Source organism: Pseudomonas sp. MHK4 (assembly GCF_054600775.1).
In genome coordinates, this window is record NZ_BAAIAK010000008.1 from 150,679 (window position 1) to 162,173 (window position 11,495).

An 11,495-nucleotide genomic window follows, 5' to 3' on the forward strand; every position below is an offset into this window, starting at 1 on the left:
TCGGGTATGCTCGGGGTCAACTTCCGTAACGCGATAAGCCCAGCCATGACCCGACTGCTGCGCTACACCTTGCTGGGATTGTTGATCGTCATCGGCTTGACCGGCGTGACGGTCTACAGCCTGACCTGGCGCCCCGAGGCGCGGGAAGTGGCGCCGATCAGCTGCAATGCTCAAGCGCCCACCCTGGCACCCGGTCAGGCACTGAAGGTCATGACCTGGAACGTCCAGTACCTGGCGGGTAAACGCTATGTGTTCTGGAATGACCTGGCCGCCGGCACCGACGATTCCCCTACGCCGGAAGACATGGCCTTCAGCCTCGATGAAGTGGCGCGGGTGATTCGTGACGAGCAACCGGACGTCGTGCTGCTGCAGGAGCTCGATGACGGCGCCAAGGCCAGCGACTACCAGAACCAGCTCAAACTGCTGCAGGAGCGGCTCGCCGATTTGTATCCCTGCAGTGCCCATGCCTTCGACTGGAAGGCTGACTTCGTGCCGAATCCGCACATTTTCGGTGCCGTCGGCCGGCAACTGGCGACCCTGAGCCGCTATCAGATCGAACACGCCGAGCGCCTGCAATTACCGCTCACTTCGGCCAACCCGATCAGTCGCCAGTTCCAACCGAAAAACGCCTTGCTGGTGACGTACCTGCCCTTGAGCGACGGAGGTCAACTCGCGGTCCTCAACACCCATCTGGACCGTGCGAGCCAACCTGACGAGACGCTGCAGGCCCAGATCGCGACCGTGGCCAAGGTCCTCGACAAGTTCGAAAGCCGCGGCACGCCCTGGCTGATCGGTGGTGACTTCAACCTGCTGCCGCTGGGGCAATTCCAGCGCCTGCCCAGCGAACAACGCACCCCCTACTCCGCCGACAGCGCCCTGCATCTGTTGTGGGACAAGTACCCGATGATCCCCACCAACAACGAATCCGGCGGGATCGACCGCGCGCGCTGGCTGACCCATTACCCGAACGATGCCGGTTTGAGCGGTCCGGACCGGACCGTCGACTATCTGTTCTACAGCCCGCGGATCAAACGGGTCGAGGCGATGGTCCGGCAAGACGATACGCTGCGCATATCCGATCACCTGCCGGTGATTGCGCGGTTCCTGCTGCCCGCTGCGCCGTAGCTCACCGCGTTATTGCTTGCGCGGCTTGATCCGTGCCGTGGCTTCGGCCACCAGCGGGTCGTCCGGCCAGTAATGTTTCGGGTAGCGTCCCTTCAAGTCTTTCTTCACCTCGGCGTAGGTGCTGCGCCAGAAATTCGCCAGGTCCTGGGTCACCTGCACCGGCCGCCGTGCCGGGGACAGCAAATGCAGCTTGACCACTTGCCGGCCACCGGCGATGCGCGGGGTTTCGGCCAGGCCGAACAGTTCCTGCAAGCGAACAGCCAGGATCGGCGGCTGTTCGCTGTAATCCAGCCGAATCGATGAACCCGACGGCACGCTCAAGTGATGGGGCGCCAACTCGTCCAGCCGTTGCGGCAGTGGCCATGGCAACAGGTTGTGAACGATGCTCGAGAGGTCGAGATTGGCGAAATGACTGAGCCGCGAGACTTTGCCCAGATACGGCATCAGCCAGTGCTCGAGGTTTTTCAGTAGCGCAGCGTCGCTGACATCCGGCCAATCGCTTTCGCCCTTGCTGCCCAGGTCCAGCTGGCGCAACAACGCCACCCGTGCCTGCCACTGGCGCAACTCCGGGGTCCACGGCAACAGCTCCAGGCCTTTGCGCCGCACCAGATTGACCAATGCCTGGCTGCGGGCGCTTTCATCGAGGCCGGTCAACGGTTCGCGGCTAAGAATCAGCTCGCCAACCTTGCGTTGGCGCTCGGCCCGCAGCACGCCTTCGCGCTCATCCCAGTCCAGTTGGTCGACGCAACGCACCTGTTCGGCCAGTACCGAATCGAACAACGCCGGATCGAAATCCGCCGCCAGATAAATCCGCTCTTCACGCTGGCCCTGGCGGCTGCCGAGATCGGCGATCACCAGCCACGGCTGCTTCATCAGGCTGTCGGCTTCGGCAAACAGCGCGGCGCGGCCGTTGGCCAGGCGATACTCGGCGCCGCCGGCACGGCGTTGCTGGGCGACGCGGTCGGGATAGGCCAACGCCAGCAGCGCTCCGAGCCAGCGTGGATGGTCGAGGTCGCTGACCGGTTCCAACGCCTTGCCGCGCAAATAGCCGCGATATTGCCGCGCCAGTTGCCGGGCGCGTTGCACGCCACCCTGGGCACCGCGAGCGACGCGCTGTTCGCCGGACAACAGCGCCAAGCGACTGTGCAAGTCGGCGCCAGCGCCACGCAAGATATCGCGCTCGCCAAGCAACGCCGCGACATCACAGGCCATTTCGGCCAGGCCGAGCGCCTGCCCTCGCAACAACAAGTGCGCGATGCGCGGATGCGCCGGCAGTTCGGCCATGGCCTGACCGTGACGGGTCAGTGCTTCGCCCTCCAGGGCGCCAAGGCGAACCAGCAAATCCTGGGCTTGTGCATAAGCGGCGGTCGGCGGCACATCCAGCCAAACCAGCTGCCCCGGTGTCACGCCCCAACGCGCCAGCTGCAGCGCCAACCCGGCGAGATCCGCCGAGAGTATTTCCGCACTGCCGTAGGCCGCGAGTTGTTCGTGCTGATCCTGCGACCACAAGCGATAGCACACCCCCGGCTCCAGTCGCCCTGCCCGGCCCGCGCGCTGGGTCGCGCTGGCCTTGGAAATTCGCTGGGTGTCGAGGCGGGTCATGCCGCTGCCGGGATCGAACCGTGGCACCCGCGCCAGCCCGGCATCGATCACCACGCGTACGCCGTCGATGGTCAGGCTGGTCTCGGCGATGTTGGTGGCCAGCACTACTTTGCGCTGGCCCGGCGGCGCCGGATCGATCGCCGCCCGTTGCGAGGCGAGGTCCAGTTCACCGTGCAACGGGCAGAGCAAGACCTGAGGGTTATCGCCCAGCGCATCGGCCAGTTGTTGATGCACGCGCCGGATCTCGGCCTGCCCCGGCAGGAACACCAGCACGCTGCCGGTTTCATCGTTCAGGGCTTCGAGGATGGTCTGCACCAGCCGTGGTTCGATGAATTCACCGGCCTGGAACGGCCGACCCCAGCGCATCGCCACCGGGTACATGCGGCCTTCGCTGCGCAGGATCGGCGCGTCGTCCAGCAACCCGGCCAGCCGCTCGCCTTCCAGGGTGGCCGACATCAAGAGGATTTTGAGCGGCTGATCGTCGCGGAACAGTTCGCGGCCATTGAGGCTCAAGGCCAGCGCCAGATCGGCGTCGAGGCTGCGCTCGTGGAACTCGTCGAAGATCAACAGGCCCACGCCCTCCAGCGCCGGATCGTCCTGCAAACGCCGGGTGAGAATACCTTCGGTGACCACTTCGATACGAGTGTTGGGGCCAACCTTGCTATCGAGCCGAATGCGATAACCCACGGTTTCGCCGACCTTCTCGCCCAGCTCACTGGCCAGGCGCTCCGCCGCTGCCCGCGCGGCCAGGCGGCGCGGTTCGAGCATCAGGATGGTCTGCCCGGCCAGCCATGGCTCGTCGAGCAAGGCCAGGGGCACACGGGTGGTCTTACCGGCGCCGGGCGGTGCTTCGAGCACGGCTTCGTGGCGTGTCGCCAGGGCTTCACGCAGGGCGGGTAAAACTTCATCAATCGGCAAAGAAATCATGCTGGCTCCCAAACAGAGCGGCGAGTATAACGGCGAACTGCTTGGCGTTCGTTGCGGTCCTAATTCTTATCGACGACGCTTCGTTTTGAGATTACCCAGGAGATTTCATATGCGTGTTCCCTTTCGCCTGATCGGCGGTGTTCTGGTCGCGACCTTGCTGACCCAAGTGACTGCCTGCGGTTCGATCTTCTATCCGGATCGCCGTGGCCAGATCGACGGCAAGATCGACCCGGCCATTGCCGTGCTCGATGCCGTGGGCCTGCTGTTCTACATCATCCCCGGCCTGATCGCGTTTGCCGTGGACTTCGCCACCGGTGCGATCTACTTCGAACCCGGCAAGACTGCCCAGGTCGATCCGGAAAAACTCAAGGATGCCATCGGCGCGGACGGCAAGGTCGATAACCTCAAGTTGCAGTCTATTCTGCAGCGTGAACTGGGCCGCACCCTGCCGCTGGACGATCCACGCCTGATCCAGTCCAAGGGCAGCGCACAGCAACTGGCCATGTTCGGCCTGCAACCCGCCGCGTAATCGGGGCACGACAAGGAACATCCGCACCCATGATCTCAAGCGTCGAACACGCCCGCCTGCTGCGGCTGGCGACCCGTGCCTCGGTGGCGGTGGCCTGCACGCTGATCGTCGCCAAAGCCATCGCCTGGTGGCTGAGCGGTTCGGTGAGCATGCTCGCCGGGTTGACCGACTCGGCACTCGACGGCGTGACTTCGCTGCTCAACCTGCTGGCGGTGCACTACGCCTTGCGCCCGGCCGACGACGATCATCGCTACGGGCATGGCAAGGCCGAGTCACTGGCCGGCATGGCCCAGGCGCTGTTCATTGGCGGCAGTGCGGTGTTGATTGCATTACAGGCGTTTGACCGGCTCAAGCATCCGGAACCGGTGGGCGCACCCTGGATCAGCATCGGCGTGATCCTGTTCTCGCTGGCCCTCACCCTGGCGCTGCTGACGTTGCAGCATCGAGTGGTCAAGGCCACCGGCTCCAATGCCGTGCGCGCTGACTCCCTGCACTACCGTTCGGACATGCTGCTCAATGGCAGCATCCTCGTGGCGCTGGTGCTCGCCGGCTTTGGCTGGCATCAGGTCGACGCCTGGTTCGGCCTGGCAATTGCCGCGTACATCCTCTGGAGCGCGATCACGATCGCCCGGGAAAGCTTTGCGGTGTTGATGGATGAAGAACTGCCGCCGGATGTCAGCCAGCACATGCTGGAACTCGCCTGCAGTGTGCCTGGGGTGTTGGGCGCCCATGATTTGCGTACGCGGATCTCCGGCAACCAGTGGTTTGTGCAGTTGCACCTGGAATTGCCGGGGGAGTTGACCCTGTCAGTCGCCCACGGCATCAGCGATCAGGCCGCCGATGCGATTCATGCCGCCTACCCGCGAGCCGAAGTGCTGGTGCACGCCGATCCGCAGGAAGTCGTCAAAGCCGCCAGGGCTCAGAACGTCACCCGGTAACCGCGACTGCTCAGGCAACCGCCCTGGGCCTGACGGTAGGTCTGCACCACCGTCGGGTCCGGTTGGTAGGTATCGACCCGCGGGTCAAAACCGCTCTGCTCGACCGCCCAGCGGTAGCAATCGTAGCCATCCTGGTTGACCTGCTCCGGTGACTGGCCGTTGGCGGGATAAGCCTCCACGTCGATGCCATTACCGGTCGCCAGCGGTTGGCCGGGCGGCTCGACCACCACGTAATCCTGGGTGCTCTCCTGATAGGCGTAATAGGACCCGGCCGCCAGGAATAGCATCGAACCACCGATCCAGACTTCACGGGCGTAATCGGGCAGATACTGGATGCGAATCCCCCGCGGCGGCTGCACCACCACATAACGCGGGCCTTGCGGGCGATACCAGTAGCCGCCGGAATAGTAGTAATCCCGGCCGCCATAGGGCACTCGGTAGTCACGGTCGGGGAAGCGGTCGATCACCTGCCCTGGCCGATACTGCGGGCCGGGGCCCCAGCCATTGCCATGGCCACTGGGGCGCCCCTGCCAGCGGTTGTTGTCATTGGAGGGTGCGCCTATGTAGCCATTCCAGTGCTGGTTGGGATCGTCGCGCCGTGGCTGGTCCTGATAGTAACCACGCCGCGGCGGCTGAGTCTGGCGTACCGTGTCCGGTCGAGGCTGGATGGGCAGGTCGTTGGCCGGCAATTGCGGTGGTGGTGGCGGTGAACGCACCCGGCTGTTGTAATCCGGCGCCGGACGGTTCTGCCATTGGCCATTGTTGTGCGGATTCTGATTCTGGCCGCTGTCCTGATTCTGTTGCTGGCCATTCTGTGGGTGCGGCGGGTTGTTGCCGCCATGGCCCTGATTGTTGCCCTGATGCCCACCGTCCCCGTGTTGCCCGCTATCGGGGCCGCGGTTTTGCGGCTGATCGGCCAGCGATTGCGCGCTGACACTGGCACACAACAAACCAACACCGGCCAAACGCCAGATGCGCGATCTCATGCTTTTCCTCGATGGGGGGTCAGGGCTTGTACGTAAGACTGGAAATGCACAGGCCGGTTCTGCAACAGGTTATCAGTCGCGCAACTTATTTATTGAGGGCGGGTGTGGCAAATTGCGCGCAAGAAAAAGGGGAGACCCGTCGGCCTCCCCTTGAGAACTTCGTCCGTGCTCGACGCTTTTGACGTCGGCTCACCTCACGCCGTCTTCTGGACAGTGTGCAGCTCGGGGGCCAGCACATCCCCTGTGGGGGTGGCGACCGCGGCGGGCCTGATTCGGCGGGCCGCATTGGACTGTTTGTCCGAGCAGTGATTCTGGTGATAAGAATAGGCTTGGAGCGCCGGCAGAGGATTGCGAAGATTGCTCAAATAAACATCACTTGCGCAATTTTTAACCCTAGATAGATAATCTCTCGCAATAGTTATGACAAGGGACCGTTTGATGAGCAAACTCGACCGATACGACCTGAGCATTCTGGCTGAATTGCAGCGCGACGCGCGCATCTCCAACCAGGAGCTGGCCGAACGCATCGGCCTGTCGCCTTCACCCTGCTCACGGCGGGTCAAGCAACTGGAGGACGATGGCTACATCACCCGCCAGGTGGCCCTGCTCGACCGCAAGATGCTCGGCCTGAGCCTGACGGCGTACGTATTGATCGGCATGGACCGGCACACGCCGGAGCGCTTCGAAAACTTCGAAGCCGCCATCCGCACCTTGCCGCAGGTGCTGGAATGCAGCCTGGTGACCGGAATGGATGCCGACTACCAACTCAAGGTCGTGGTGCCGGACATGGACCATTATCAGAAGTTGCTGCTGGGGCATTTGACGCGGATCGAGGGTGTGACCAGTGTGCGGTCGAGTTTTGTGCTGAACCAGGTTTTGAACAGCACTGAATTGCCGCTGACTCATCTGCGTAGCTGAGGACGCCATCGCTGGCAAGCCAGCTCCTACAATTCTGTGGCCGACACAGGTCCTGTAGGAGCTGGCTTGCCAGCGATGGGGCCGGCACAGGCGACGAATAGCTGCGACACACTGCCGCAGGTCAACTCCCAGCCAATATCCATTGGCGTATACTCGCCGCGCCCTTTTAGCCTCGCCCGCGCCGGAGATGTTCAATGGATCCTGCAGTTTTTGAAGAGTGGATGATGACCGGCCTGGTCAGCATCCTGATCATTTTCATGGGTTTCATCGTCTGGGATCTGGCAAAGAAGTCCAAGGCCGGGCGGTTCGGCTCGTTCATCCTGTTTTTTGTGCTGGGGCTTGGCGTAGCCGCGTTCGTCATCAAGAGCGTGGTGATCGGCCTGATCGAATCCGGCACTTTATAAGCGCGCCGGCACCTCTTTCCACTGGCCCTGGTCGAGCCCCTCGATCGACCAGTCACCGATCCTGACCCGTACCAGACGCAACGTCGGCAGCCCGACCGCCGCGGTCATGCGGCGCACCTGCCGGTTGCGGCCTTCGCGAATCACCAGCTCCAGCCAATGGGTCGGCACACTTTTACGAAAGCGTACCGGCGGGTTGCGCGGCCACAACTGCGGCTCATCCAGTTGCCGCGCCTCGGCAGGCAGGGTCATGCCATCGTTCAATTCGACTCCGTCACGCAAGCGCTGCAACTGCTCGGCGCTCGGCTCGCCTTCGACCTGCACCCAGTAGGTCTTGGCCAGCTTGTGTTTCGGGTCGGCGATGCGCGCCTGCAACTGGCCATCGTTGGTCAGCAACAGCAGACCTTCGCTGTCGCGGTCAAGCCGTCCCGCGGGGTAGATCCCTGGAACATCGATGTAGTCCTTGAGGGTCGCGCGCCCTTCTGCGTCGCTGAATTGCGTCAGTACATCGAAGGGTTTGTTGAACAGGATCAACTTGGGCACAGCGGGTGGCGCCTTGGCGACTCGGCGCGGGGCTGTCGGGGCTGGCTTTGCGCCAGGGCGGCGGGAAACAGGACGTTGCGGACGGGACATGGCGAACAAACATCTAACGGTCAGGGCTGCCAATGCTAGTAGCCCGACCGTTAAATGACCATCGGCAAATCAGCGGAATGGCGGCTCGTCGAAGCTGCGCAGCTTGCGCGAGTGCAACGAATTGAGCTCGGTGCGCAGCAAATCCACGGCTTCGATGCCGATTTTCAAGTGCTGGCTGACCGCGCGCTCATAGAAGGCGTTGGCCGAACCTGGCAACTTGATCTCGCTGTGCAGGGGTTTGTCCGACACGCACAGCAGCGTGCCGTAAGGCACCCGCAAGCGATAACCCTGGGCCGCGATCGTGCCGCTTTCCATGTCCACCGCCACCGCGCGGGACAGGTTGATCAGCGGCCGTTCCTGGGCCCAGCGCAGCTCCCAGTTCCGATCGTCGTAAGTCAGTACGGTGCCAGTGCGCAGGCGCTTTTTCAGTTCGTCGCCCTTCTCGCCGGTGATGTTGGCCGCCGCCTGTTGCAGCGCAAGTTGCACTTCAGCCAGGGCCGGAATCGGAATGTTCGGCGGCACCACCCGGTCGAGAATGCCGTCACGGCGCATATAGGCGTGGGCCAGCACGTAGTCGCCAATGGTCTGCGACTGGCGCAGGCCACCACAGTGACCGATCATCAGCCAGCAATGCGGACGCAGCACCGCCAGGTGGTCAGTGATGTTCTTGGCGTTGGATGGCCCGACGCCGATATTGACCAGGGTCACGCCGTGACCGTCAGTGGCGATCAGGTGGTAGGCCGGCATCTGGTAGCGATGCCAGACCACGCCAGCGGCAATCGCCGAGGCTTCGCCGTGATCCATGCTCTTTTCGATGATCACGTTACCCGGCAGCACCATGCGCACGAAGCGCGGGTCTTTGCGCAATTGCTCCAGGCCATGGACGATGAACTGGTCGACGTAACGGTGGTAGTTGGTCAGCAGGATCCATGGCTGCACATGCCGCCAGTCGCTGCCGGTGTAATGCACCAGGCGGCGCAGGGAGAAATCCACCCGGGCAGCATCGAACAGCGCCAGGGGCAGCGGATCGGTGTTTTCCCAATCGTACAGACCGTCGGCAATGCCGTCGGTCGCCGCCGACAGGTCGGTACTTGGGAACACCCGCGCCAGCACGGCGGCGGTGACACCGGAACCGGCCAACTCGTCGCCCTGCTCGACCACGTACGGATAAGGAATGTTCTGCTGGCTGACACCGACCTCGACGGTTACGGTGAAGTCGTGCATCAACGGCACGAGCTGCTCCAGCAGGTATTTACGGAAGGCGGCGGGATGGGTGACGGTGACGCTGTAGGTGCCCGGCAACTGGACCTTGGCGTAGGCACGCGTGGTCTGCGGGACTTCGCCCTGGCAGTGGTAGGTCAGACGCAGTTCGGGATAACGAAACATCGCCCGTTGTTCGGCGTCCGGCTCGACACGATCCTTGAGATAACGCTTGAGCGCCTGGTTCAGCGCGGTAGTTGCACGATTGTGCAAGAGCGCAAGCCGGTCTACAGCTTGCTCGGCGGTTTGAACGACAATAAAAGCTTCGGTCACGATCAGCATCCTGTGTTCTGACTTGCAGGCCTTCATCTTGCCTGTATCGTCGCTTCACGGGAACAGTGGCGTATTGGCAATGCAGAAGAATCGCGGTGTATGCAAAACCACTGTGGGAGCCAGCCTGCTGGCGATAGCGCGGTAACAGTCACCAAGTCTGCTGGCTGTGGCACCGTTATCGCCAGCAGGCTGGCTCCCACAGTTTTTTACCGTATTCAGAATCCTTGCGGGGTGGACCGGGCGATAATGACTTCCACATCCACCCCGCGCGGCAACCCACCGTACACCCGGCCGCCGCCGTTCAGACGACTGGCGATAAACCCGTCACTCACCGCCGCATTCCCCGCCTCCAGCAACAGCTTGGCCTGTAACCCAAGCGCAATGTCTTCGGTCAACTGCCGGGCACGGTACTGAATGTCGCTGGTGTCCTTGAAAGCGCTCTGCAGCTGGCTGATGTGCGCGGCCAGGCGTTTGTCGCCATGCCCGTCGCCCATCTCGCTGAACAGCGCATCGAGCACGCCCGGCTCCTTGGACAGGGCTCGCAGCACATCGAGGCATTGCACGTTGCCGGAGCCTTCCCAGGTCGAGTTCACCGGCGCCTCGCGGTAAAGGCGTGGCAGGATGCTGTCTTCGACGTATCCCGCACCGCCCATGCACTCGGCGGCTTCGTTGATCATGGCCGGCGCGCGCTTGCAGATCCAGTACTTGCCCACCGCCGTCACCAGCCTGGCGAACTTCGCCTCCTGCGCGTCATCCAGATGATCCAGCGCCCGGCCCATGCGCAGGCTCAAGGCCAGGGCGGCTTCGCTTTCCAGCGCCAGGTCGGCCAGCACGTTCTGCATCAAGGGCTGCTCACTGAGCAACTTGCCGCCCACCTGGCGGTGGGCGCAGTGATGGCTGGCCTGGGTCAGTGCCTGGCGCATCAGCGAACTTGAGCCGACCATGCAATCGAAGCGGGTCATGGCGACCATCTCGATGATCGTCGGCACGCCGCGCCCCTCTTCACCGACCATCCACGCCAGGGCACCGCGAAACTCCACTTCGCTGGACGCATTGGAGCAGTTGCCGAGTTTGTTTTTCAGGCGCTGGATGTAGAACTGATTGCGCGTGTCGTCCGGACGATGCCGCGGCAACAGGAAACAGGTCAGCCCTTTGTCGGTCTGCGCCAGCGTCAGGAAGGCATCGCACATGGGCGCCGAACAGAACCACTTGTGCCCCACCAGTTCGTACGCCTGGCCAGGACCGCTGGCGCCCACCGGATAAGCCTTGGTGGTGTTGGCGCGGACATCGGTGCCACCCTGCTTCTCGGTCATCGCCATGCCGATGGTGACCCCGGCCTTGTGGGCCATGCCGACGTTGCGCGGATCGTATTTCGTGGCGAGGATCTTCGGCAGCCATTTTTCCGCCAGGTCCGGTTGCAAGCGCATCGCCGGAACACTGGCGAACGTCATGGTCAGCGGGCAGCCGCTGCCGGCTTCAGCCTGACTGTGCAAGTACGTCATGGAGGCGCGCGCGACGTGGGCACCGTCCTGCGGATGAGCCCATGGCAAGGACGTCAGGCCATGCTCGACCGCCGTGCGCATCAACTCGTGATAGGCCGGATGAAATTCCACCAGATCGATGCGATGACCGTAGCGATCATGGCTGCTGAACACCGGTTTGTTCTGGTTGGCCAGAAAACCCGCTTCCATCAGTGGTCCGCCGGCCAGTGCACCGTACGCGTCGATCCGCGATTCGGCCCAACCGGCCCCGAAACGCCGTGACCACTCCTGCAGAGGCAAGTCGATGCGATACAGGTTGGCACCGTCCAGCGAGGGCGGCTGGTTGGTAACTTCGTGGGTTTCGGCGAACTGATGCAGGTTCATGACGGGGGCTCCTTTGGTCAGCCAAGGGACTTCAGTTA

10 protein-coding genes are annotated in these 11,495 nt (G+C 63.0%); 5 read left to right on the plus strand and 5 right to left on the minus strand.

Annotated elements, in window-relative coordinates:
* Nucleotides 1-45 precede the first annotated feature (45 nt).
* Entirely contained in the window at nt 46-1,125 is a 1,080-nt protein-coding gene (locus tag ACYP2Q_RS20595; RefSeq protein ID WP_459732219.1) for an endonuclease/exonuclease/phosphatase family protein, read from the plus strand.
* Nucleotides 1,126-1,134: 9 nt separating this feature from the next.
* On the opposite strand, the gene hrpB is transcribed toward ACYP2Q_RS20595, so the two are convergent.
* Complete coding sequence (hrpB, locus tag ACYP2Q_RS20600; RefSeq protein WP_459732220.1) at nt 1,135-3,654, minus strand: ATP-dependent helicase HrpB; 2,520 nt, start codon at nt 3,652-3,654, stop codon at nt 1,135-1,137.
* Nucleotides 3,655-3,763: 109 nt separating this feature from the next.
* On the opposite strand from hrpB, the gene ACYP2Q_RS20605 reads away from it, so the two are divergent.
* Together ACYP2Q_RS20605 and ACYP2Q_RS20610 are read left to right on the plus strand one after the other, a co-directional pair.
* Nucleotides 3,764-4,183 (plus strand): polyribonucleotide nucleotidyltransferase, encoded by a 420-nt coding sequence (locus tag ACYP2Q_RS20605; RefSeq protein ID WP_459732221.1) that lies wholly within the window; start codon nt 3,764-3,766, stop codon nt 4,181-4,183.
* 29 nt (nt 4,184-4,212) lie between these two features.
* Nucleotides 4,213-5,121, plus strand: coding sequence for a cation diffusion facilitator family transporter (locus tag ACYP2Q_RS20610; RefSeq protein WP_459732222.1), 909 nt, complete (start codon nt 4,213-4,215; stop codon nt 5,119-5,121).
* Here ACYP2Q_RS20610 and ACYP2Q_RS20615 read toward each other — a convergent pair.
* On the minus strand, nt 5,103-6,107 hold the full coding sequence (locus tag ACYP2Q_RS20615) for a DUF6515 family protein (protein ID WP_459732223.1): 1,005 nt from the start codon (nt 6,105-6,107) through the stop codon (nt 5,103-5,105). The two genes, ACYP2Q_RS20610 and ACYP2Q_RS20615, sit on opposite strands and share 19 nt — an antisense overlap.
* A gap of 438 nt (nt 6,108-6,545) precedes the next feature.
* On the opposite strand from ACYP2Q_RS20615, the gene ACYP2Q_RS20620 reads away from it, so the two are divergent.
* Nucleotides 6,546-7,025 carry an Lrp/AsnC family transcriptional regulator gene (locus tag ACYP2Q_RS20620; protein ID WP_007894448.1) on the plus strand — a complete coding sequence of 160 codons (480 nt, stop codon included), beginning with the start codon at nt 6,546-6,548 and terminating at the stop codon, nt 7,023-7,025.
* Between the two features lie 194 nt (nt 7,026-7,219).
* The gene (locus ACYP2Q_RS20625) at nt 7,220-7,429 is read left to right on the plus strand and encodes a DUF2788 domain-containing protein (RefSeq protein ID WP_007937369.1); all 210 of its coding nucleotides are present in this window, start codon (nt 7,220-7,222) and stop codon (nt 7,427-7,429) included.
* Here ACYP2Q_RS20625 and ACYP2Q_RS20630 read toward each other — a convergent pair.
* From ACYP2Q_RS20630 to ACYP2Q_RS20640, 3 genes are all read right to left on the minus strand, one after another.
* Nucleotides 7,424-8,059 (minus strand): pseudouridine synthase, encoded by a 636-nt coding sequence (locus tag ACYP2Q_RS20630; RefSeq protein WP_459732224.1) that lies wholly within the window; start codon nt 8,057-8,059, stop codon nt 7,424-7,426. The two genes, ACYP2Q_RS20625 and ACYP2Q_RS20630, sit on opposite strands and share 6 nt — an antisense overlap.
* Nucleotides 8,060-8,128: 69 nt before the next feature.
* Nucleotides 8,129-9,628, minus strand: coding sequence for an AMP nucleosidase (gene amn, locus ACYP2Q_RS20635; RefSeq protein WP_459732225.1), 1,500 nt, complete (start codon nt 9,626-9,628; stop codon nt 8,129-8,131).
* A 179-nt stretch (nt 9,629-9,807) separates the two neighbouring features.
* A complete protein-coding gene (locus ACYP2Q_RS20640; protein WP_459732226.1) occupies nt 9,808-11,457 on the minus strand; it encodes an acyl-CoA dehydrogenase family protein in 1,650 nt (549 codons plus the stop codon).
* Nucleotides 11,458-11,495 lie beyond the last annotated feature (38 nt).

Bases quoted from the DNA above. Each gene is read 5' to 3' on its own strand.
- ACYP2Q_RS20595 (WP_459732219.1), top strand. From the start codon at position 46: ATGACCCGACTGCTGCGCTACACCTTGCTGGGATTGTTGATCGTCATC.
- hrpB (WP_459732220.1), bottom strand. From the start codon at position 3,654: ATGATTTCTTTGCCGATTGATGAAGTTTTACCCGCCCTGCGTGAAGCC.
- ACYP2Q_RS20605 (WP_459732221.1), top strand. From the start codon at position 3,764: ATGCGTGTTCCCTTTCGCCTGATCGGCGGTGTTCTGGTCGCGACCTTG.
- ACYP2Q_RS20610 (WP_459732222.1), top strand. From the start codon at position 4,213: ATGATCTCAAGCGTCGAACACGCCCGCCTGCTGCGGCTGGCGACCCGT.
- ACYP2Q_RS20615 (WP_459732223.1), bottom strand. From the start codon at position 6,107: ATGAGATCGCGCATCTGGCGTTTGGCCGGTGTTGGTTTGTTGTGTGCC.
- ACYP2Q_RS20620 (WP_007894448.1), top strand. From the start codon at position 6,546: ATGAGCAAACTCGACCGATACGACCTGAGCATTCTGGCTGAATTGCAG.
- ACYP2Q_RS20625 (WP_007937369.1), top strand. From the start codon at position 7,220: ATGGATCCTGCAGTTTTTGAAGAGTGGATGATGACCGGCCTGGTCAGC.
- ACYP2Q_RS20630 (WP_459732224.1), bottom strand. From the start codon at position 8,059: ATGTCCCGTCCGCAACGTCCTGTTTCCCGCCGCCCTGGCGCAAAGCCA.
- amn (WP_459732225.1), bottom strand. From the start codon at position 9,628: ATGAAGGCCTGCAAGTCAGAACACAGGATGCTGATCGTGACCGAAGCT.
- ACYP2Q_RS20640 (WP_459732226.1), bottom strand. From the start codon at position 11,457: ATGAACCTGCATCAGTTCGCCGAAACCCACGAAGTTACCAACCAGCCG.